This is a genomic window from Pseudomonas mucidolens, assembly GCF_900106045.1.
Taxonomy (GTDB): domain Bacteria; phylum Pseudomonadota; class Gammaproteobacteria; order Pseudomonadales; family Pseudomonadaceae; genus Aquipseudomonas; species Aquipseudomonas mucidolens.
Genome location: NZ_LT629802.1, coordinates 78,354 through 100,046, shown reverse-complemented (window position 1 = coordinate 100,046; position 21,693 = coordinate 78,354). Strand labels below are relative to the sequence as shown.

Below are 21,693 nucleotides of genomic sequence, written 5' to 3'. Positions count from 1 at the left end.
CTAAAAGTCTGTGCATGGCATCATTGCGAGCTTAATCGCGGTATACAGCGCAGGTCCGAGCCGTTAACGTAAAGCAAAGCCGTTTATAGAGGAAGGACTCGTGGAACACTCGCTCTTAGTTTGGTTGTTGCCGACTCTTGCCCTGGTTGCCGGTGTCGCCATTGGATTCCTGGTTGCTCGCCTGCTGCCGAATGCCGCGCCTAACCGCACGCAGCGTCAGTTGGATGACATTCAGGAACGTTTTGACAGTTATCAGAACGAGGTTGTTACCCACTTCAACAGCACCGCGACCCTGGTGAAAAAACTCACCCAGAGCTATCAGGAAGTACAGGATCATCTCGCCGAGGGCGCCAACCGTCTGGCCCTCGACGACATCACCCGTCAGCGCCTGCTGGCCGCGCTGCATTCCGATGCAGTGCAAACGCCACGCGAACGCCTGACGCCGCCGCGTGAGAATCAGGAACCGCCTCGGGACTACGCGCCCAAGACGCCCAATGCCCCCGGCATGCTGGATGAGCATTACGGCTTGAAGAAATAAGTCGCTTCACGCGATACAAAAGCCCGGCTGATCGGTGATCAGCCGGGCTTTTTATTGGGTTTACGCTTATCAAATGTGAGAGCGGGCTTGCTCGCGATAGCGCGGTGTCAGTCAAGTATTCATCAACTGACCCACCGCTATCGCGAGCAAGCCCGCTCCCACAAAAATCCCACCTACCAAACCGATCGAGCCCGTTTCAACGACGTACCGGACGCTTTTGCAACTTGCGCTGCAAGGTTCGGCGGTGCATGCCCAGGGCGCGGGCGGTGGCGGAGATATTGCCTTCATGCTCGGTCAGCACGCGCTGGATATGCTCCCACTGCAAGCGATCGACCGACATCGGGTTTTCCGGCACCAGGGTGTCGAGGTCGGCATGCTCGGACAGCAGCGCGGCCAGTACATCATCGGCGTCAGCCGGCTTGCACAGGTAGTTGCAGGCGCCGCGCTTGATGGCCTCGACGGCGGTGGCGATGCTGGAATACCCGGTGAGGATCAGCACGCGCATTTCCGGGTCCAGCTCCAGCAGCTTGGGCAACAGCACCAGTCCGGAGTCACCGTCCATTTTCAGGTCCAGCGCGGCGTAATCCGGCAGGTCGGCCTGGGCGATGGTCAGGCCTTCCTCGGCCGAACTCGCCGTGCTGACGCGAAAACCGCGTCGGCTCATGGCACGGGCCATGACCCGGGTAAAGGTAGCGTCGTCATCTACCAGCAACAGGTGCGGCAGTTCTTCGCCTTCGACTTGGATCTCGTCACTCATCGATGTCTCCTCGGACGACACGGGGCAGGCGCAGCTCGGTGAGCGTGCCGCCTTCCTCATGGGGGTAAAGTTTCACGGAGCCGCCGGCGCGGGTCACGCTGGCCTTGCTCAAAAACAGGCCCAGGCCGAAACCTTTGCCCTTGGTAGTAAAGAATGGCTTGCCGATTTGTTCGGCAATGGCCAGCGGCACACCGGCGCCGTGGTCGCGAATGCTGATGGTGAGATTTTCCGCGTCCCAGTCCAATTGCACTTCCAGCCCTTCCGGACAGGCGTCGGCGGCGTTGTTCAACAGGTTCAGCAACGCCTGGGTCAAGTCCGGCGGCGGCGCCATGCGCGGCACCGTGCCCTGCCCCAGCAGTTGAAAACGGTAACTGGCTTCGGGCCGCATCAGGTGCCAGCGGTTCAGCGCCTCATCCAGCCATTGCGTGACATCTTGCATATCCACCGCCAGGCGACGATTGGCTTCAGCGGCACGCACCAGTTGCTGCAAGGTCTGCTTGCACTGCTTGACCTGCTCCTGCAGCACCTCGAGATCGTCTTGCAGCGCCGGGTCATGGTGATCCTGGCGCATTTCCTTGAGCAACACGCTCATGGTCGCCAGCGGTGTGCCCAATTCATGCGCCGCCCCGGCGGCCTGGGTGGCGACCGCCAGCAACTGCTGGTCGCGCAAGCCTTCTTCGCGGCGGATGGCACGCAGTTCTTCCTGGCGTCGCAGCTCCTCCGCCATGCGGGCGGCGAAGAACGTGATCACCGCGGCCGCCAGGGCAAAACTCAGCCACATGCCGTAGATCTGCAGATTCTCACGGGCGATAGGAAAGGTCTGCAACGGGTAGAACTGTGCCAACAGCAGGGTGTACAGCGTGAGTGCGATGCCCGACAACACCACCGAATAGCGCCATGGCAGCGTCACGGCGGCAATGGTCAGCGGCACCAGATAGTAGGAAACAAAAGGATTGGTCGAGCCACCGGAGAAATACAACAGCGCGCTGTGGATAAACAAGTCACAAGCCAGTTGCAGAGCGTATTCCAGTTCGGTCACCGGCCAGGTAGTCCGCAAGCGAATGGCAGTGAACACACACAACACGGTGGAAAAGGCCAGGGTCACGGCCAGCTGCAGCCACGGTAATGGCAACAGCTCAAGCCAGTAGGCAAGTCCGACGGAACCCGCCTGCGCAGCCAGCACCAGGGTTCGGATAAACGTCAGGCGCCAGAGGTTCTGGCGAGTGGCGGAAGTCAATTGTAGAGGGGCGAGCATGAGCTCTCCTGATGAGCGCTCCAGGCGGATCGCACCGAGTATAAACGAAGCAACAGTACAGGCAGCGCGCGTGTGGCCCTTTGACGCAGGTCATGCACGGGTGAATGGAAGGTCAAGTTTGACCGTTCGTCGGCACCTTATTCAAGTGTAGAGAGTTTGTAACCCGATGAACCCCACCCACCCGTCTACAGTCTTACCGAACACGATCACATCAAGGAGCTTCCATGACTCGTTTCACTCGCAGTGCCGCCCTTATCGCGCTTGGCATGGGCACCGTCGCCAGCCTGCCCGCGCTGGCTGCCGACACGCTGCATTACAACCAGATTTCCCTGCGTGCCGAAGTCAGCCAGGAAGTGGCTCGTGACCAGATGATCGTCACGCTTTACACCGAGGCCCAGAACACCGATCCGGGCAAGCTGGCCGCCGAGATCACCACGTCCATGAACAAGGCGCTGGCCCAGGCCCGCGAAGTCAAAGGCATCACCTTGCGCCAGGGCAGCCGCAACAGCTACCCGATCTACGACAACAAGAACCAGAAGATCACCGGCTGGCGTGAACGCGCCGAGCTGCGCATGGAAAGCTCGGACTTTGCCGCGCTGTCCAAGCTCACCGGGGAAATGCTCAGCACCCTGAAGATGGACAGCATGGACTTCGCCATCGCCAACCCGACCCGCAAGGCCAGCGAGGACGCCCTGCTCAAGGAAGCGGTCAACGCGTTCAAGGCGCGCGCGCAACTGGCTACCGATGCGTTGGGCGGCAAGGGTTACAAGATTGTTAACCTGAACTTCAACACCAACGGTTATCCACAACCCTACGCCCGTGGCGGCGCCATGATGATGAAAGCTGAAGCCATGGATTCAGCGCCGACTCCGCAAGTCGAGGCTGGCACCAGCCAGGTCAGCATGAGCGCCGACGGTGTGATCGAAGTCCAACTGCCTTGACCCCAAGCAGGTAAGCAACGGCGGTCACCCAGGTGACCGCCTTTTTTTTGCGAAGCGTCGGACGATTGGCGCTGAATGCTCCGCCCCAGGCCAGTGGTCTTATCGTAAAAATACTCAGCAAACGCTCTGGAATGCGCTCGATGCCCGGGCGCTACCAAAAGAAGCAGCGGTTGCACTGGGTATCACCGTCAACCTGCGGACCTTCGTCATGCAGAGCCCCGTCAATCCCGCGCCCCGTCGGTCGGCAGGAAGCCGTAAATCCGGGTGTCATCGGCGATCAGCGATGCCCTGAATAACAGCTTCGGTGTGCTCCGCCCTTGTGCCGCAGTCGAGCGCAGCACGCCGCAAAAAAAACCTAGACCGACGTCCAGAAATGCACGGCGGCAAGTCAAATCAAGGTCAATCGCCACGCCCCAGCAAGTGGTATCAGATTTATTAAAAAAACTTTAAAAACAATAACCTACTTAACCCGTTCGAGCATTGGCGGTTTTCCCGCCCGCACTTCCAGATGTCCAGCGCTTCCAGATCAGCGCCCGCGGACTGTCCTCGTTCGTTGTCGCGAGTCTGATTAAGTAACAGCCGCGCCCCAGCAAGGTGCACAGAACCGCTCTACTGAGCACTTCAGGTGCATGTCGCGCACCGGAAAAAACCGCAAAAAACACGATTTTGTGTCGAAAGTTATACAGATGCGACATTCTTGTACGTTCGTACCACTGTTTAGGATTTGTAGCCTATCAACATCTTGCAATGGGTATGGGGCCTGCATAAGTATCCGCAGGTCGACTCACGAGGTCGCCCTCACTACCAAAAATGACAACAAATCATGAGGCCAACATGCTTAAACACGCAGTCATTCCGTTTTTAGTCAGCGCCGGTTTAATGGCCGCTGCACCTTTCGCCCAAGCGGCGACTAATCTGGTGTTCTGCTCCGAAGGGAGCCCGGCCGGTTTCGATCCAGGCCAGTACACCACCGGAACAGACTTCGATGCCTCGGCCGAAACCATGTTCAACCGTCTTAGCCAGTTCGAGCGCGGCGGCACCGCCGTGATTCCTGGCTTGGCCACCAAATGGGATGTGTCCGAAGATGGCCTGACGTATACCTTCCACCTGCGCGAAGGCGTCAAATTCCATACCACCTCGTACTTCAAGCCCACTCGTGAATTCTCGGCTGACGACGTACTGTTCACGTTCAACCGGATGATCAACAAAGACGATCCGTTCCGTAAGGCCTACCCCACCGAGTTTCCATACTTCAACGGGATGAGCCTGAATAAGAACATCGCCAAGGTCGAAAAAACCGACCCGCACACCGTGGTGATGACGTTGAACACGGTGGATGCTGCGTTTATCCAGAATATCGCGATGAGCTTCGCCGCGATTCTGTCGGCCGAATACGCCGAGCATTTGCTCAAGACCGGAAAGCCCAGCGACATCAACCAAAAGCCGATCGGCACCGGGCCGTTCGTGTTCCAGCGTTACCAGAAAGACTCGCAGATCCGCTATATCGCCAACAAACAGTATTGGGACCCGAGCCGGGTCAAGCTCGACCAACTGATTTTCTCCATCAACACCGACGCCTCGGTGCGCGTGCAGAAGCTCAAGGCCAACGAATGCCAGATCACCTTGCATCCGCGCCCGGCCGATGTCGAAGCCCTCAAGGCCGACCCGAAACTGCAACTGCTGACCAAGCCCGGCTTCAACCTCGGCTACATCTCCTACAACGTGCGGCACAAACCCTTCGACCAGCTCGAAGTGCGCCAGGCCCTGGACATGGCGGTGAACAAGCAGAGCATTCTGGACGCGGTGTATCAGGGCGCGGGGCAACTGGCGGTCAACGCCATGCCGCCGACCCAATGGTCCTACGACGACACCATCAAGGATGCGGCCTACAACCCGGAAAAAGCCAAGGAACTGCTCAAGGCCGCCGGCGTGAAGGAAGGTACCGAGATCACGCTGTGGGCCATGCCGGTGCAACGTCCGTACAACCCCAACGCCAAGCTGATGGCCGAGATGCTGCAGAACGACTGGGCCAAGATCGGCCTCAAGGTCAAGATCGTCAGCTATGAGTGGGGCGAATACATCAAGCGCACCAAGAACGGCGAACACGATGTCAGCCTGATCGGCTGGACCGGCGACAACGGTGACCCGGACAACTGGCTCGGCACTCTCTACAGCTGCGATGCCATCGGCGGGAACAACTACTCCATGTGGTGTGACCCGGCGTACGACAAGCTGATCAAGCAAGCCAAAGTCGTCACCGACCGCGAACAACGAACGGTTCTGTACAAGCAGGCGCAGCAACTGCTCAAGCAGCAGGTGCCGATCACACCAATCGCCCACTCCACCGTCAACCAGCCGCTGAGCGCCAAAGTCGAAGGTTTCAAGGTGAGCCCCTTCGGCCGCAACGTATTCTCGGGCGTCACTATCACCCCATAAGAAAACAACCGGATTGCGGAGAGCGAAACTGTCTCTCCTGCAAACGCGCAGCCTTAATTCGACATATTACAAAGGGCAAACGTTTGCATTGCTGAAAAGAGTTCCAAACCAATAGCCGGTCCACCTAAAAAGACCGGCATAAAAAAAGAGAACCAAAGGAGCTTCACCGATGAAATTGAGCAACAAAGCGCTTCTGGCCCTGGCCATCAGCAGCATCACGGCGACCGCCTATGCTGAACCTGCAAGCCAAGACTTCGTACCGACCACCCTGGCCAGCACCAACGCCCAGAGTGAAGCCAACGGCTTCATCGAGGATTTCAGCCTGGGCGGTCAAACGCGTAACTGGTATTCCAATGAACAGAAGTACCGGGGCGGCACTTTCTCCTATCAGAAGCACGGTCAAACCGTTACCGACCGTCGCCGTGAAAACTGGGTTCAAGGCACCATCGTCAACGCAACCTCGGGCTTTACCCAAGGCACCGTCGGTGTAAGCACCGAAGTGGCGGTGTACAACGCCCTGGTCCTGGACCGCAGCAGACGCGACATCAAAGGCGGTTCCAACCGTACCCTGGCTGACTCCAACGGCGATGCCGTAGATCAGTGGAGCAAGCTGGGTCTGGCCAACGTCAAGTTCCGTGTCTCGAACACCACCTTGACCGCCGGTCGTCAGAACTTCAGCAGCGGCATCGTCGACACCATCGGCAACCGTGCACTGCCATCAAGCTTCCAGGGCGTAAGCATCGACAGCCAGGAGTTCAGCAACCTGTCGTTCCAGGGCGGTATTTTTGACCGCGTCTCGCCGCGTAGCGAACAGAGCCTGTCGAAATTCCGTACCGAATACGGCAATGGCGCAGAGACCGACAAGGTCTACACCGCCGGCTTGAACTACCAGCCGTTCAAAAGCCTGAAGACCAGCTTCTTCGGCGCCAACGTCAAGGACTTCTGGAACCAGTATTACTTCGGTGCCGCCCACCAACTGGGTGATAGCCAAGAGCTGGCACTGACCACCGGTTTCAACTACTACAAAACCGTCGATGAAGGCAAAAAGCTGATGGGGGAAATCGACAACGATACCTTCTCCCTGTCCCTCGGCCTGGCTCACCAAGCCCACAGCCTGACCTTCTCCTACCAGGCCGTGAACGGTAACGAATACTTCGACTACCTGCACGAAACCAACGGCATCTACCTGGCCAACTCCCTGACGTCCGACTTCAACGGCCCGAACGAGAAATCCTTCCAGGTCGCCTACGCCATCAACATGGCCGAATACGGCGTACCGGGCCTGAAGTTCAACATCTACTCCGCTCGCGGCTGGGGCATCGACGGCACCCACTACACCGGTAACGGTGGCCGGGCGAAATTTGCCTACGATGGCATTCAGTCCCAGGACGACGAGAAGCACCAGGAATACGGCGTCGGTGTCGGCTACGCGGTACAAGGCGGCCCACTCAAGGAAACCGCGATTCGTGCCACCTACGTGGAACACCGTGGCAGCGCGAACCAGTCCGACGGCAGCATCAAAGAGCTCCGTGTGGTAACCACCATCCCGTTCAACATTCTTTAATCAGCACCAGGTAAACGGCGGGCTCGGGAAGAGCCTGCCGTCTACATTTGTCTGGTCCCATCGATTGCAGAGGGCTCTTGATGAAAATGCTCCCGTTACAAGCTGCCATTGCCGCTGCGCTGTTGAGCGTTGCCATCGGCGTTTCGGCCAAGCCGCTGGTGGTCTGCACCGAAGCCAGCCCGGAAGGCTTCGATCCGGTCCTGTACACCGCGGCTGTCACCGCCGACGCCGCCGCCGAAACCATGTTCAACCGCCTGGTGGACTTCAAGCCCGGTACCACCGAGATCGTGCCGGCACTTGCCAAGTCCTGGGATATCAGTGAGGACGGCCTGACCTACACCTTCCACCTGCGCGATGACGTCAAGTTCCACACCACCGCCTACTTCAAACCCACGCGCAACCTGAATGCCGACGACGTGCTCTGGAGCTTCCAGCGTCAACTGGACCCGAAACATCCGTGGCACAACAAATCCACCACCGGTTTTCCCTATTTCGAAAGCATGGGCTTCAAGGAACTGCTCAAAAGCGTCGAGAAGACTGATGACCACACCGTGGTCTTCACCCTGACGCGCCCCGAAGCACCGTTCCTGGCCGATGTCGCAATGCCGTTTACCGCCATCCACTCCGCCGAATACGCTGACAAGCTGCTCGCCGCCGGCAAGACTGACGAGCTCAACAGCAAGCCGATCGGTACCGGACCGTTCATTTTTAGCCGCTACCAGAAAGACGCCCAAGTGCGCTTCAAGGCCAACCCGGAGTACTTCCGTGGCAAGCCGCCAGCCGATCCGCTGATCCTGGCCATCGCCATCGACAACAATGTGCGACTGCAGAAACTCAAGGCCAACGAGTGCCAGATCGCGCTGTACCCAAAACCCGATGACCTGCCGAGCATCAAGCAAGACCCGAACCTGAAAGCCAGTGAACTGGCGGCCATGACCACCAGCTACACGGCCATGAATACCACCCACAAGTACATGAGCGACGCCCGCGTGCGGCACGCGATCAACATCGCGTTCGACAAGGCCGGTTATACCGAGGTGCTGTACGGCAAAGGCAACGCGGTGGTAGGTACCGGCCCGTACCCGCCGACCTTGCTGGGCTTCAACGACAAGCTGAAGAACCCGCCCCGCGACCTGGACAAGGCTCGCGCCCTGCTCAAGGAAGCCGGCGTTCCCGAAGGCACCGAATTTACCTTGTTCACGCACAACGGCAGCGGCCCGACCAACCTCAGCCCGATGCTTGGCGCCCAGCGCATGCAGGCGGATTTGGCCGAGATTGGCCTGAAGGTCAACATCAAGGTCATGGAATGGGGCGAAATGCTCAAGCGCGCGAAAGCCGGCGAGCACGACATGGTTTCAGCGGGCTGGGCCGGGGATAATGGCGACCCGGATAACTTCCTCACGCCGAACCTGAGTTGCGACGCAGCAAAAAACGGCGAAAACTACGCCCGCTGGTGTAACGAAGAGTTTCAGGGGCTGATCGACAAGGCGCGCGCCATCGCTGAACCCGCTCAGCGCGCCGCACTCTATGAACAAGCGCTGGACGTTTTCGACAAGGACCAACCGTGGATTCCCATGGCGTACCCGAAAATGTTCACCGCCATGCGCAAGAACGTCGAGGGTTATATCCAAAGCCCTCTGACCAACAATAACTTCGCCAACACCCAGGTGAAGTAATAAGAAACGCCCGGCACCCTCGACGTTGACGGTGCCGGATTCGCCTAACCGGCTGATTGAGGTACACAACACGATGTTTAGTTTTATTGCCCGCCGATTGGGGTTATTGATCCCCACGTTCTTCGGCATCACGTTGCTGACTTTTGCGTTGATTCGCATGATTCCCGGCGACCCCGTAGAAGTCATGATGGGCGAGCGACGGGTAGACCCGGAAATGCACGCCCAGGCAATGGAACGCCTTGGCTTGAACAAACCGCTCTATGCGCAATACCTGGACTACGTCGGCAAACTCGCCCAGGGCGATCTCGGCGAATCCCTGCGTACCCGCACCAGCGTGTGGACCGAGTTCACCGCACTGTTCCCCGCGACCCTGGAATTGTCCATGGCCGCGCTGTTATTCGCCGGCATCCTTGGGTTATTGGCCGGGGTGATCGCGGCCTTGAAGCGAGGATCCCTGTTCGACCATGGGGTGATGGGCATCTCCCTGGCGGGATATTCGATGCCGATCTTCTGGTGGGGCCTGATCCTGATCATGTTCTTCTCCGTGAGCCTGGGCTGGACTCCGGTTTCCGGGCGTATCGACCTGCTCTATGACATCGAGCCGCGCACCGGCTTCATGCTGATCGACACGCTGCTGGCTGACGAGCCGGACGCCTTCTGGGATGCCCTGCACCACCTGATCCTGCCGGCCATCGTGCTCGGTACTATCCCACTGGCGGTGATCGCACGGATGACCCGTTCATCGATGCTCGAAGTATTACGCGAAGACTACATCCGCACCGCCAAGGCCAAAGGCCTGTCGCCGGCGCGCGTGGTGTTCGTGCACGGCCTGCGCAACGCGCTGATCCCGGTGCTGACCGTGGTCGGCCTACAAGTCGGTACATTGCTCGCCGGCGCGGTCCTGACCGAAACCATTTTCTCCTGGCCCGGCATCGGCAAATGGCTGATCGAAGCCATTGGCGCGCGGGACTATCCCGTGGTGCAGAACGGCATCCTGTTAATCGCCTGCCTGGTGATTATGGTGAACTTCGTGGTGGATATCCTCTACGGCTTTGCCAACCCTCGCATCCGTCACCAGCGCTGAGATCATGACCATGACCACTCCAACTACTTCGGTAGCAGTCGATCAAAGCCTGCTTTATCCGTCCCCGTACAAAGAATTCTGGCAAGCCTTTTCCAAGAACAAGGGCGCGGTTGCCGGCCTGATGTTCATGACCCTGATCGTGTTCTGCGCGCTCTTCGCACCTTGGGTTGCCCCGCATAACCCGAGCGAGCAATACCGTGATTTCCTGCTGACCCCGCCGTCATGGCTCGAAGGCGGGCAGATCCAGTTCCTGCTGGGTACCGACGAACTGGGCCGTGACTTGCTGTCGCGCCTGATCCAGGGTTCGCGCCTGTCGTTGCTGATCGGCTTGTCCTCGGTGGTGATGTCGCTGATCCCGGGGATCCTGCTGGGTCTGTTTGCCGGTTTCTTCCCACGCCTGCTGGGCCCGACCATCATGCGCCTGATGGACATCATGCTGGCCCTGCCGTCCCTGCTGCCGGCTGTGGCGATTGTCGCGATCCTTGGCCCTGGCCTGATCAACACCGTCATCGCTATCGCCATCGTGTCCTTGCCGTCCTATGTCCGCCTGACCCGTGCTGCGGTGATGGGCGAGTTGAACCGTGACTACGTGACCGCCGCCCGCCTCGCTGGCGCCGGCCTGCCGCGCCTGATGTTCATCACCGTGCTGCCCAACTGCATGGCACCGCTGATCGTCCAGGCAACCTTGAGCTTTTCTTCGGCGATTCTCGATGCTGCGGCATTGGGCTTCCTCGGCCTTGGCGTACAACCGCCAACCCCAGAGTGGGGCACCATGCTGGCTTCGGCCCGCGACTACATCGAACGCGCCTGGTGGGTAGTGCGTCTGCCTGGTTTGACCATTTTGCTCAGCGTGCTGGCAATCAACCTGATGGGCGACGGCCTGCGCGATGCGCTGGACCCGAAACTCAAGAATGCCGCCTGAGGAGATTCCCATGTCACTGCTAGAAATCAAGAATCTCAATGTCCGCTTCGGCGACAAGACCGCCGTGCCGGTGGTCGATGGCCTCGACATCAGCGTCGACAAGGGCGAAGTCCTGGCGATCGTTGGCGAGTCGGGTTCGGGTAAATCCGTGACCATGATGGCGCTGATGGGCCTGATCGAGCACCCCGGCATCGTCACCGCCGACGCGCTGAACTTCGATGGCAAAGACATGCTCAAGTTGAGCAACCGCCAGCGCCGACAGATTGTCGGTAAAGACCTGGCGATGGTCTTCCAGGACCCGATGACCGCGCTGAACCCGAGCTACACCGTGGGTTTCCAGATCGAGGAAGTACTGCGCCTGCACCTGAAAATGTCTGGCAAGCAAGCGCGAAAACGCGCCATCGAGCTGCTGGAAAAAGTCGAAATCCCTGGCGCCGCCAGCCGCATGGACGCCTACCCGCACCAGTTGTCGGGCGGGATGAGCCAACGCGTGGCAATCGCCATGGCAATTGCCGGCGAGCCCAAACTGTTGATCGCCGATGAGCCGACCACTGCGCTGGACGTGACCATCCAGGCGCAGATCATGGAGCTGCTGCTGGCGCTGCAAAAAGAGCAGGACATGGGCCTGGTGCTGATCACCCACGACCTCGCCGTGGTGGCCGAAACCGCCCAACGTGTGTGCGTGATGTACGCCGGCCAGGCCGTGGAGGTCGGGCAAGTACCGCAGTTGTTCGACATTCCGGCGCATCCGTACAGCGAAGCGCTGCTCAAGGCGATTCCAGAGCACAGCCTCGGCGCCACGCGCCTGGCCACGCTGCCGGGTATCGTTCCCGGTCGTTATGACCGCCCGCAGGGTTGCCTGCTGTCGCCGCGCTGCCCGTACGTGCAGGAATCCTGCCGTGCGCAGCGTCCTGCCCTGGACCCTAAAACCCACAGCCTTGCACGCTGCTTCTACCCCTTGAACCAGGAGGTGGCGTAATGGCCGTCGTTCTCACCGCCCGCGACCTGACCCGTCACTACGAAGTGTCCCGTGGCCTGTTCAAGGGCCACGCCACCGTGCGCGCACTCAATGGTGTGTCCTTCGAGCTGGAAGCCGGCAAGACCCTCGCGGTCGTCGGCGAATCCGGGTGCGGCAAATCCACCCTGGCCCGGGCGCTGACACTGATTGAAGAACCGTCTTCAGGCTCGCTGAAAATCGCCGGCCAGGAAGTCGCCGGTGCCGACAAGGCTCAGCGCAAACAACTGCGCAAAGACGTGCAGATGGTATTCCAGAGCCCGTACGCCTCGTTGAACCCGCGGCAGAAAGTCGGTGATCAACTGGGCGAACCGCTGCTGATCAACACCAACCTGTCCGCCGCCGAGCGCCGCGAAAAAGTTCAGGCGATGATGAAGCAGGTTGGCCTGCGCCCCGAGCATTATCAACGCTACCCGCACATGTTTTCCGGTGGCCAGCGCCAGCGGATCGCATTGGCCCGGGCGATGATGCTGCAACCCAAAGTGCTGGTGGCGGACGAACCGACCTCGGCGCTGGACGTGTCGATCCAGGCTCAGGTGCTCAACCTGTTCATGGATTTGCAGCAGGAATTCAACACCGCCTATGTGTTCATCTCCCACAACCTGGCGGTGGTGCAGCACGTCGCCGATGACGTGATGGTGATGTACCTCGGCCGGCCCGTGGAAGTGGGTCCGAAAGAAGACATCTATGCACGCCCCTTGCACCCGTACACCCAGGCGTTGCTGTCGGCCACCCCGACCATCCACCCGGACCCGGACAAGCCGAAGATCAAAATCGTCGGCGAGTTGCCCAACCCGCTGAACCCACCGCCGGGATGCGCGTTCCACAAGCGCTGCCCATACGCCACCGAGCGTTGCAGCAGCGAGGAGCCGCTGTTGCGGCCGTTGGATAATCGGCAGGTGGCCTGTCATTACGCAGAGCAATTTGTCGTGTAAGGCCCTGTGGGTTGCTCGCGATAGCATCACTGCGGTGTAACTGATGTACCGAGGTGCCTGCATCGCGAGCAAGCCCGCTCCCACACCAGCCTTCTCCCACACAAGCTCGCTGCTACAGAGGAGCACGGTGATACTGAGTTCTACAGCCCTTCCCGTCAGATTGCGCATCAGTCTGGAGGGGGGCTTTTTTGCTCTTACGGTATGCACAAGGGTTAATGGCCAAAGTGTATAGTTTGTAAATGCAATTTACTTTTATTTGAGAATAAATATCATTCCGGTCCATGGAGAGCACCGGATATGGCTGTCGGCAAACGAAGACCTCGCTGCAGGAAGGCGATTCTGGTGCATCTCACTCAGTTGCCCCTTCCCTAAAGGACTTTGCGGACATGTCGCCTCGATTCAGGCTTAGCCATTTCTCACTGGCGTTTATCGCCACCCTCTGCGCCCCCGCACTCCTGGCGGACACCCTGGAAAGAGAGCGAGACACAGTGCCAATAGAGGCTACAGATCTGCCTGTCGACGGCACCTCCCAAGCGTTGGAACTGGAAGAAACCCACGTTCTGGGCACCGCTGCCGAAGAACTGAAACAAGCCCCCGGCGTGTCGATCATCACCGCCGAAGACATCAAGAAACGCCCACCGAGCAACGACCTGTCAGACATCATTCGTCGCGAGCCCGGCGTCAACCTGACCGGCAACAGCTCCAGCGGCAGCCGTGGCAACAATCGCCAGATCGACCTGCGCGGCATGGGCCCGGAAAACACCCTGATCCTGATCGATGGCAAACCCTCAACCTCACGCAACGCGGTGCGTTACGGCTGGAGCGGGGACCGGGACACCCGTGGCGAAACCAACTGGGTGCCGGCCGAAGAAGTCGAACGCATTGAAATCCTCCGTGGCCCGGCCGCTGCCCGCTACGGCTCGGGCGCCATGGGCGGGGTGATTAACATCATCACCAAACGCCCCACCGATCAGTTGCATGGCTCGCTGACAACCTACATCTCGCTGCCCGAGGACGATGCCGAAGGCACAAGCAAACGTACCAACTTCAACCTCAGCGGTCCGTTGAGCGATAGCCTGGCGTTCCGGGTCTACGGCGGCCTGAACAAGACCGACGCCGACGACGCCACGATCAACCAGGCCCAACAGGCCAACGCCGACGGTTTGGTGGCAGGTCGCGAGGGCGTGCGCAACAAGGACGTCAACGGTTTGCTCAGCTGGCAGTTCAGCCCCGAACAAACCCTGGACCTGGAAGCCAGCTACAGCCGTCAGGGCAACATCTTTGCCGGCGACACCATGCTCAACGGTGGCGGTGCATTCGTCGACAGCCTGGTGGGCAAGGAAACCAGCGTGATTCAGCGCAGCAGTTTTTCCGCCACGCACCGCGGCGAGTTTGATTGGGGCTCGACGCTGGCGTCGCTGTCCCACGACCTGACGCGCAACGAACGTCTCAACGAAGGCCTCGCCGGTTCCGGCGAAGGCGCGCCGTCCGCCAACGCCGGCCGATTCGAGTCGCGTCTGCGCAACACCCGGGCCAGCGCCGAGATCAACCTACCGCTGAACTTCGGCACCGAGCAAGTACTGACCCTGGGCAGTGAATACCTCTACGAATCGATGAACGATGCGGGCTCGCTACGCTCGCAGAGCTACGATCCCGGCACCGGCGGCGTTCCGAACATCTCGGGTTTCAACCGCAACAGCAGCAAAACCACCGCGTCGAGTTACGCGCTGTTCGCCGAAGACAACATCGAGGTGGGCAGCAACACCATCATCACTCCCGGCCTGCGCTTCGACGATCACCAAAAATACGGTGGCAACTGGAGCCCGAGCCTCAACGCCTCGCACCAGTTGACCGATGAGTTGAGCCTCAAGGGTGGCATTGCCCGCGCCTACAAAACCCCCAACCTGTATCAGTCCAACCCCAACTATTTGTTATACAGCCGTGGCAACGGTTGCAACGCCGGTGAAGCCAACCTGGGTGGTTGCTACCTGGTGGGCAATCCGGACCTGAAACCGGAAATCAGCGTCAACAAGGAAATCGGCCTGGCTTTCGACAAGGGCAGCTGGCGTACCAGTGCGACCTACTTTCGTAATGACTACAAAAACAAGATCAACGCCAGCAACACGGCGGCGTTCCGCATGAGCAACGGTCGCCGAGTGCTGGAGTGGGAAAACAGCGGACCCGCGCTGGTCCAGGGAATCGAGGGCAACCTGTTCATGCGTCTGCGCGACGACCTGGACTGGAATACCAACCTCACTTACATGATCGATTCCAAGGACAAGGACACCGGCGAGCCGCTGAGCATCATCCCCAAATACACGCTCAACACCACACTGGACTGGCAGGCCACCGACAAACTCTCGTTCCAGGTCAGCGGGACCTACTACGGCAAACAGCAAGCGCCAACCCTCAACTCACGCAGCGTCACCTCTTATGATCGTACTGCCCAGCAGGATGTCGACCCGTACGGCTTGGTGGGCCTGAGCAGCGGTTATGAATTCAACGAGCATCTGAGCGTACGCCTGGGCATCAACAACCTGCTGGACAAGCGCCTGTACCGCAAAGGCAATGCCGAAGACGCCGGCGCGCAAACCTACAACGAACCGGGCCGCACCTATTTTGCTTCGGTGACGGCTTCGTTCTGAGGGGTGGGCGTTTTCGAGCGTTAAAAAATGCAGCGTTGACGGTGACGCCCCCCCCCGCTTCCCCCCACCAGCAAAAAAACCGCAAAAAAAAGGCGAAGCCATCACAGCTTCGCCTTTTTCTACTGCCAACCCTTAATGATGCTCACGGGTCGCGCGGAATTTCACATCCGGCCAACGCTCTTCCATCAGCGCCAAATTGACCCGCGTCGGAGCCAGGTAGGTCAGGTGACCGCCGCCATCGATGGCGAGGTTTTCCACGGCCTTGTTGGAGAATTCCTCCAACTTTTTCTTGTCGCTGCAATCGATCCAGCGCGCGGAGTACACGGTGATCGGCTCGTAGGAGCATTCAACCTTGTATTCCTCCTTCAAGCGGCTGGCGACCACATCGAACTGCAGCACACCGACCGCGCCGAGGATGATGTCGTTGCTGCGCTCGGGGAAGAACACCTGGGTCGCGCCCTCTTCCGCCAATTGCTGCAAACCTTGACGCAGTTGCTTGGATTTCAGCGGGTCGCGCAGGCGCACGCGGCGGAACAGTTCCGGGGCGAAGTGCGGAATGCCGGTGAACCCCAGGTTTTCACCTTCACTGAAGGTGTCACCGATCTGGATCGTGCCGTGGTTGTGCAGGCCGATGATATCGCCAGCGTAAGCCTCTTCCAGTTGCTCACGCTCGGAGGAGAAGAACGTCAAAGCGTCGCCGATGCGCACGTCCTTGCCGGTGCGCACGTGGCGCATCTTCATGCCTTTTTCGTATTTGCCGGAGCAGATCCGCATAAAAGCGATACGGTCGCGGTGCTTGGGGTCCATGTTTGCCTGGATCTTGAACACAAAACCGCTGAATTTCTCTTCGACCGGCTCGACCGTACGCTCGTTGGCGACTCGCGCCAGCGGGCGTGGGGCCCAGTCCACCACAGCATCAAGCACATGGTCGACACCGAAGTTGCCCAGGGCGGTACCGAAGAACACCGGGGTCAACTGGCCGTCGAGAAACTCCTGCTGGTTGAATGGGTGACAGGCACCCTGCACCAACTCCAGTTGCTCGACAAAGCGCTCGTACTCGTCGCCCAGGTGCGCGCGGGCTTCGTCGGAGTCGAGTTTCTCGATGATCTTGGTTTCGGTGCGCTCATGACCGTGGCCGGCGGTGTAGACAATGATGTAGTCGTCGGCCAGGTGGTACACGCCCTTGAAATCGCGGTAGCAACCGATCGGCCAGGTGATCGGCGCGGCCTTGATCTTCAGGACGGCTTCGATTTCATCCAGCAGCTCGACCGGATCGCGAATATCACGGTCGAGTTTGTTAATAAAGCTGACAATCGGCGTGTCACGCAGACGGCAAACGTCCATCAGTGCGATGGTCCGTGGCTCAACGCCTTTACCACCGTCGAGAACCATCAGGGCCGAGTCCACCGCGGTCAGGGTGCGGTAGGTATCCTCAGAGAAGTCTTCGTGGCCCGGGGTGTCGAGCAGGTTGATCATGTGCTCGCGATACGGAAACTGCATGACCGAGGTGGTAATGGAAATACCCCGCTGCTTCTCCATTTCCATCCAGTCGGAGGTGGCATGGCGGTCGGATTTGCGCGACTTCACCGTGCCGGCCACTGCGATCGCCTTGCCCATCAGCAAAAGCCTCTCGGTGATGGTGGTCTTACCGGCATCGGGGTGGGAAATAATGGCGAAAGTGCGGCGTTTCGCGACTTCGGCGGCCTGGTGGGTCATGGGAAATCGCCTGGCAGGTGAGTCAAAAAAGGGCGGCGAGTATAGCCTAAACCCAGCACACCGGACCACCGTTCACCCGGTTGGGGGTGGCTAAATACTGCCAAGTGTGGAACCTTTTAAAAGGTAGAGACGTCCACTCCCCTTGTACCGCACTCGTAACAGGGGCTGAAAAATCAGCAAGTTAGCCTGACGAGGCTGCGCTCATGGCTCGATCTCATGCCGCTTTGCGGGTATTGACGAGCTGCATTTCGCGACCACATTCAGCGGCAGCCAGAAATGGCATGCCACGAGGCAATGTGCTCGTCGACTGAAAATAGGAGTCCGCCTGTGGCTATTCGCTATGGCAAAGGGCTGATAGGGGGAGCGGTTGTCGTCGCCCTTCTGGCCCTGCTGGTCCACTGGATCGGCATCAACACGATCGAACTGTACCGCGACGATTTGTTGTTTTACCTGCAAGCTCACCTGATTCTCGTCCTTGTCTCCATGCTCGCTGCGCTGATGGTGGGGATTCCCGCCGGTATCCTGCTTAGCCGACCGAATATGGCCGCACGCGCAGAACGCTTCATGCAGATCTTCAATATCGGCAATACCGTTCCTCCCCTGGCCGTACTGGCCATCGCCCTCGGTGTCCTCGGCATCGGCAGCGGTCCCGCTATTTTTGCGCTGTTCCTCGCCTCCTTGCTGCCCATCGTGCGCAATACCTACGAAGGCCTGAAAAACGTCCAGGGCTCCCTCAAAGAAGCCGCCACCGGCATCGGCATGACCCCGCGCCAGGTGTTGTTTCGCGTCGAGTTGCCGAACGCCGTGCCGATCATCATCGGCGGTGTGCGCGTGGCGCTGGCGATCAACGTCGGTACCGCACCGCTGGCGTTCCTGATTGGCGCCAACAGCCTGGGCAGCCTGATTTTCCCCGGCATCGCCCTGAACAATCAGCCGCAACTGCTGCTCGGCGCCGCGTGCACCGCGTTGCTGGCGTTGCTGCTCGACGGTCTGGTGACCCTGGCCAGCCGCCTCTGGCTGGAACGTGGGCTGCGTCCGTCTTAAGGCTTGGCAAAGGAATCAACATGAAAAAACTGACTTTGATAGTGAGCTGCATCCTGCTGTTGGCCGGTGTTGCTCACGCCGCTGAAAAACCGCAGATCCGCATCGGCGCCCGGGTGTTCACCGAACAGACCCTGTTGGCCGAAATCACCGCGCAGTACCTGCGAACCAAGGGATATGCCCCGCATGTCACCGGCGGCCTGGGCAGCAACCTGGCGCGCAGTGCCCAGGAAAGCGGGCAACTGGATTTGCTCTGGGAGTACACCGGCGTATCGCTGGTGGCTTACAACCATATCGATGAGAAGCTCAACAGCGAACAGTCCTACGCTCGAGTGAAAGAACTCGACGCGAAAAAAGGCCTCGCCTGGCTATCGCCTTCGCGTTTCAGCAACACCTACGCGCTGGCCTTGCCGGAGAAGGTTGCCAAGCAATACCCGCATATCAACACCATCAGCGACCTGACCCAAGCGCTGGCCAAGGACACCAAAAAGAACCACCTGGTTGCCCTGGATACCGAATTCGCCAACCGCTCCGACGGCCTGGACGGCATGGTCAAGCTATACGACATGAACCTGTCCCGCGAAAACACGCGCCAGATGGACGCTGGCCTGGTTTACACCGCACTGCGCAATGGCCAGGTGTTTGCTGGTCTGGTGTACACCACGGACGGACGCCTCAGTGCTTTCAAACTGAAGTTGCTGGAAGACGACAAGCACTACTTCCCGGACTACACCGCCGCCCCGGTGATTCGCCAGGCCTACCTCGACGCCCATCCGCAACTGGCGGCCGAGCTCAAACCCCTGGCGGAACTGTTCGATGACGAAACCATGCGCCGGTTGAATGCACGGGTCGACGTTGATCATGAAAGCCCTTCCGCGGTTGCCGCCGACTTCCTGCGTCAACATTCGCTCAACTAATTAGAGGAGAAGACATGGAATTTCTGAACGCCTTTTCCCATCTCGATTGGGCCCTGGTCCTGCACCTGACCGGACAACACATCACGCTGGTAGGCATCGCGGTAATCTTCGCGATTGTCGTTGGCGTGCCGTTGGGCGTGCTGATGACACGCTTCCCCACATTGGCCGCTCCACTGCAAGCCAGCGCCACCGTGCTGCTGACGGTGCCGTCCATCGCCCTGTTCGGCCTGCTGCTGCCGTTCTATTCCAAGTTCGGCCAGGGCCTGGGGCCATTGCCGGCAATCACCGCGGTGTTTCTCTACTCGCTGCTGCCGATCATGCGCAACACCTACCTGGCCCTGACCGGCGTGGAGCCGGGCATTCGTGAAGCCGCCCGCGGCATCGGCATGACCTTCGGCCAGCGCCTGCGCATGGTCGAGTTACCGATTGCGGTACCGGTGATCCTCGCCGGTGTGCGCACCGCCGTGGTGATGAATATCGGCGTAATGACCATCGCCGCCACCATCGGCGCTGGCGGCCTGGGTGTACTGATTCTGGCCGCCATCAGCCGCAGCGACATGTCGATGCTGATCGTCGGCGCCGTGCTGGTCAGTCTCCTGGCCATCTTCGCCGACCTGCTTCTGCAATGGCTGCAACGCTCGCTGACTCCAAAAGGACTGCTCAAATGATCGAACTTCAAAACCTGACCAAGACTTTTCAAAGCAACGGCAAGACTGTTTCTGCCGTCAACGACGTAAGCCTGACCGTCAACGAAGGCGAGATTTGCGTATTCCTCGGCCCGTCGGGCTGCGGCAAGAGCACCACGCTGAAAATGATCAACCGCCTGATCAAGCCGACCTCGGGCAAGATTCTGATCAACGGCGAAGACACCACCGACCTGGATGAGGTGACCCTGCGTCGCAACATCGGCTACGTGATCCAGCAGATCGGCCTGTTCCCCAACATGACCATCGAGGAAAACATCGTGGTCGTGCCGAAACTGCTCGGCTGGGACAAGCAGAAATGCCACGACCGCGCCCGCGAGTTGATGAGCATGATCAAGCTGGAACCCAAGCAATATCTGCATCGCTACCCGCGTGAACTGTCCGGCGGTCAGCAACAGCGCATCGGCGTGATCCGCGCCCTGGCGGCTGACGCCCCGTTGCTGCTGATGGACGAGCCGTTCGGCGCGGTCGACCCGATCAACCGCGAGATGATCCAGAACGAGTTCTTCGAAATGCAGCGCGCCTTGAACAAGACCGTGATCATGGTCAGCCACGACATTGACGAGGCGATCAAGCTCGGCGACAAGATCGCCATCTTCCGCGCCGGCAAACTGTTGCAGATCGATCACCCGGACACGCTGCTGGCGCACCCTGCCGACGAGTTCGTGAGCAACTTCGTCGGGCAGGACAGCACCCTCAAGCGCCTGCTGCTGGTGAAAGCCGAAGACGCGGCGGACAACGCGCCCTCGGTGAGCCCGGAAACTCCGGTGGCCGACGCCCTGGAATTGATGGACGAACATGACCGTCGCTACGTGGTGGTCACTTGCGCCGAGAACAAGGCGCTGGGGTACGTACGACGTCGCGACTTGCACCGTCAGACCGGCACGTGCGGCCAATACCTGCGCGAGTTCAATGCCACCGCAGCGTTCGACGAGCACTTGCGCATCCTGCTGTCACGGATGTACGAGTTCAACCGCTCGTGGCTGCCAGTGATGGATGCCGAACGGGTATTCCTCGGGGAAGTCACCCAGGAGTCGATTGCCGAGTACCTGAGTTCCGGTAAGTCCCGTGGCGGCAAAACCAGCATCGTATCGCCCGCCGAAACCGCCCTGGCCTGACCCGCTATAAATTGTAGGAGCGAGCTGGCTCGCGAAGAACGTCAACGATACCCCTGGCATCCTGAATGTACGCGGTGCCCTGGCGTTTTTCGCGAGTAAGCTCGCTCCTACATTGCACATTCCGGGGAACATCAATCCGTCACACCGGTCGGTTACATAAGTAGCTGCACAGGGCCGCGCGACGAACGCGTGCAAAAACGCGACATTTTTTGTTGATCCCAGCCCCATCAAGCCCTAAAGTTCGCGCCGAACGTCCATGCTGGAAACGATCCATCCGGCTCAAGTACTGACGACGAGACAGCAAGGCCAAGGGAAGCTTGATCCCGTGGCCTTTTTGCTTTCGGCGACATGCCTTGGGAAGTAGGCGAACCAAAGTGGGGATACGGAGGACGTTCATTTGCACCCATTGCTAATTTCAGTTTGCCCTTA

Annotated in this window: 17 protein-coding genes; 14 read left to right on the top strand and 3 right to left on the bottom strand. The window is 59.5% G+C overall.

All coding sequences use genetic code 11. From position 1 onward, the window contains the following. Window positions 1-100: 100 nt before the first annotated feature. Entirely contained in the window at window positions 101-538 is a 438-nt protein-coding gene (locus BLU75_RS00465; protein WP_084376340.1) for a Z-ring associated ZapG family protein, read from the top strand. Window positions 539-734: 196 nt separating this feature from the next. Here the strand turns inward: BLU75_RS00465 and BLU75_RS00460 are convergent, their stop codons facing one another. Both BLU75_RS00460 and BLU75_RS00455 read right to left on the bottom strand, forming a co-directional pair. After that, window positions 735-1,295 (bottom strand): response regulator transcription factor, encoded by a 561-nt coding sequence (locus tag BLU75_RS00460; protein ID WP_084376341.1) that lies wholly within the window; start codon window positions 1,293-1,295, stop codon window positions 735-737. Next, window positions 1,288-2,550 (bottom strand): ATP-binding protein, encoded by a 1,263-nt coding sequence (locus BLU75_RS00455; RefSeq protein WP_084376342.1) that lies wholly within the window; start codon window positions 2,548-2,550, stop codon window positions 1,288-1,290. The genes BLU75_RS00460 and BLU75_RS00455 overlap by 8 nt, the downstream gene beginning before the upstream one ends. A gap of 224 nt (window positions 2,551-2,774) precedes the next feature. On the opposite strand from BLU75_RS00455, the gene BLU75_RS00450 reads away from it, so the two are divergent. The 9 genes from BLU75_RS00450 to BLU75_RS00410 all read left to right on the top strand — a co-directional run bounded on the left by BLU75_RS00450 (window position 2,775) and on the right by BLU75_RS00410 (window position 15,768). Further along, window positions 2,775-3,491: an SIMPL domain-containing protein gene (locus BLU75_RS00450; RefSeq protein WP_084376343.1), complete on the top strand. Its 717-nt coding sequence runs from the start codon at window positions 2,775-2,777 to the stop codon at window positions 3,489-3,491. An 834-nt stretch (window positions 3,492-4,325) separates the two neighbouring features. After that, entirely contained in the window at window positions 4,326-5,927 is a 1,602-nt protein-coding gene (locus tag BLU75_RS00445; protein WP_084376344.1) for an ABC transporter substrate-binding protein, read from the top strand. Between the two features lie 169 nt (window positions 5,928-6,096). Continuing rightward, window positions 6,097-7,491 carry an OprD family outer membrane porin gene (locus BLU75_RS00440; protein ID WP_084376345.1) on the top strand — a complete coding sequence of 465 codons (1,395 nt, stop codon included), beginning with the start codon at window positions 6,097-6,099 and terminating at the stop codon, window positions 7,489-7,491. 80 nt (window positions 7,492-7,571) lie between these two features. Further along, entirely contained in the window at window positions 7,572-9,167 is a 1,596-nt protein-coding gene (locus BLU75_RS00435; RefSeq protein ID WP_084376346.1) for an ABC transporter substrate-binding protein, read from the top strand. A 73-nt stretch (window positions 9,168-9,240) separates the two neighbouring features. Continuing rightward, window positions 9,241-10,251, top strand: coding sequence for an ABC transporter permease subunit (locus tag BLU75_RS00430; RefSeq protein ID WP_084376347.1), 1,011 nt, complete (start codon window positions 9,241-9,243; stop codon window positions 10,249-10,251). Between the two features lie 10 nt (window positions 10,252-10,261). Further along, window positions 10,262-11,173, top strand: a complete 912-nt coding sequence (locus tag BLU75_RS00425) for an ABC transporter permease subunit (RefSeq protein WP_084376348.1) — start codon at window positions 10,262-10,264, stop codon at window positions 11,171-11,173. 10 nt (window positions 11,174-11,183) lie between these two features. Beyond that, window positions 11,184-12,152, top strand: a complete 969-nt coding sequence (locus BLU75_RS00420) for an ABC transporter ATP-binding protein (RefSeq protein ID WP_084376349.1) — start codon at window positions 11,184-11,186, stop codon at window positions 12,150-12,152. Continuing rightward, window positions 12,152-13,123 carry a peptide ABC transporter ATP-binding protein gene (locus BLU75_RS00415; protein WP_084376350.1) on the top strand — a complete coding sequence of 324 codons (972 nt, stop codon included), beginning with the start codon at window positions 12,152-12,154 and terminating at the stop codon, window positions 13,121-13,123. Before BLU75_RS00420 ends, BLU75_RS00415 begins: the two co-directional genes overlap by 1 nt. Before the next feature lie 386 nt (window positions 13,124-13,509). Beyond that, window positions 13,510-15,768: a TonB-dependent siderophore receptor gene (locus BLU75_RS00410; protein ID WP_084376351.1), complete on the top strand. Its 2,259-nt coding sequence runs from the start codon at window positions 13,510-13,512 to the stop codon at window positions 15,766-15,768. 132 nt (window positions 15,769-15,900) lie between these two features. Here the strand turns inward: BLU75_RS00410 and BLU75_RS00405 are convergent, their stop codons facing one another. Further along, window positions 15,901-17,484, bottom strand: a complete 1,584-nt coding sequence (locus BLU75_RS00405) for a peptide chain release factor 3 (protein ID WP_084376352.1) — start codon at window positions 17,482-17,484, stop codon at window positions 15,901-15,903. Between the two features lie 294 nt (window positions 17,485-17,778). Between BLU75_RS00405 and BLU75_RS00400 the strand changes: the two genes are divergently transcribed. Genes BLU75_RS00400 through BLU75_RS00385 form a run of 4 tightly spaced genes read left to right on the top strand, consistent with a single transcriptional unit; the run spans window position 17,779 to window position 21,264 of the window. Further along, window positions 17,779-18,528, top strand: coding sequence for an ABC transporter permease (locus tag BLU75_RS00400; protein ID WP_373863630.1), 750 nt, complete (start codon window positions 17,779-17,781; stop codon window positions 18,526-18,528). A 20-nt stretch (window positions 18,529-18,548) separates the two neighbouring features. Next, the gene (locus BLU75_RS00395) at window positions 18,549-19,442 is read left to right on the top strand and encodes a glycine betaine ABC transporter substrate-binding protein (protein WP_084376354.1); all 894 of its coding nucleotides are present in this window, start codon (window positions 18,549-18,551) and stop codon (window positions 19,440-19,442) included. Between the two features lie 14 nt (window positions 19,443-19,456). Continuing rightward, window positions 19,457-20,110: an ABC transporter permease gene (locus BLU75_RS00390; RefSeq protein WP_084376355.1), complete on the top strand. Its 654-nt coding sequence runs from the start codon at window positions 19,457-19,459 to the stop codon at window positions 20,108-20,110. Further along, window positions 20,107-21,264 (top strand): osmoprotectant ABC transporter ATP-binding protein OsmV, encoded by a 1,158-nt coding sequence (locus BLU75_RS00385; RefSeq protein ID WP_084376356.1) that lies wholly within the window; start codon window positions 20,107-20,109, stop codon window positions 21,262-21,264. The genes BLU75_RS00390 and BLU75_RS00385 overlap by 4 nt, the downstream gene beginning before the upstream one ends. Window positions 21,265-21,693 lie beyond the last annotated feature (429 nt).

Excerpts from the sequence above, each read along its gene's own strand:
- BLU75_RS00460 (WP_084376341.1), bottom strand. The coding sequence starts at position 1,295 with ATGAGTGACGAGATCCAAGTCGAAGGCGAAGAACTGCCGCACCTGTTG.
- BLU75_RS00455 (WP_084376342.1), bottom strand. The coding sequence starts at position 2,550 with ATGCTCGCCCCTCTACAATTGACTTCCGCCACTCGCCAGAACCTCTGG.
- BLU75_RS00450 (WP_084376343.1), top strand. The coding sequence starts at position 2,775 with ATGACTCGTTTCACTCGCAGTGCCGCCCTTATCGCGCTTGGCATGGGC.
- BLU75_RS00445 (WP_084376344.1), top strand. The coding sequence starts at position 4,326 with ATGCTTAAACACGCAGTCATTCCGTTTTTAGTCAGCGCCGGTTTAATG.
- BLU75_RS00440 (WP_084376345.1), top strand. The coding sequence starts at position 6,097 with ATGAAATTGAGCAACAAAGCGCTTCTGGCCCTGGCCATCAGCAGCATC.
- BLU75_RS00435 (WP_084376346.1), top strand. The coding sequence starts at position 7,572 with ATGAAAATGCTCCCGTTACAAGCTGCCATTGCCGCTGCGCTGTTGAGC.
- BLU75_RS00430 (WP_084376347.1), top strand. The coding sequence starts at position 9,241 with ATGTTTAGTTTTATTGCCCGCCGATTGGGGTTATTGATCCCCACGTTC.
- BLU75_RS00425 (WP_084376348.1), top strand. The coding sequence starts at position 10,262 with ATGACCACTCCAACTACTTCGGTAGCAGTCGATCAAAGCCTGCTTTAT.
- BLU75_RS00420 (WP_084376349.1), top strand. The coding sequence starts at position 11,184 with ATGTCACTGCTAGAAATCAAGAATCTCAATGTCCGCTTCGGCGACAAG.
- BLU75_RS00415 (WP_084376350.1), top strand. The coding sequence starts at position 12,152 with ATGGCCGTCGTTCTCACCGCCCGCGACCTGACCCGTCACTACGAAGTG.
- BLU75_RS00410 (WP_084376351.1), top strand. The coding sequence starts at position 13,510 with ATGTCGCCTCGATTCAGGCTTAGCCATTTCTCACTGGCGTTTATCGCC.
- BLU75_RS00405 (WP_084376352.1), bottom strand. The coding sequence starts at position 17,484 with ATGACCCACCAGGCCGCCGAAGTCGCGAAACGCCGCACTTTCGCCATT.
- BLU75_RS00400 (WP_373863630.1), top strand. The coding sequence starts at position 17,779 with ATGTGCTCGTCGACTGAAAATAGGAGTCCGCCTGTGGCTATTCGCTAT.
- BLU75_RS00395 (WP_084376354.1), top strand. The coding sequence starts at position 18,549 with ATGAAAAAACTGACTTTGATAGTGAGCTGCATCCTGCTGTTGGCCGGT.
- BLU75_RS00390 (WP_084376355.1), top strand. The coding sequence starts at position 19,457 with ATGGAATTTCTGAACGCCTTTTCCCATCTCGATTGGGCCCTGGTCCTG.
- BLU75_RS00385 (WP_084376356.1), top strand. The coding sequence starts at position 20,107 with ATGATCGAACTTCAAAACCTGACCAAGACTTTTCAAAGCAACGGCAAG.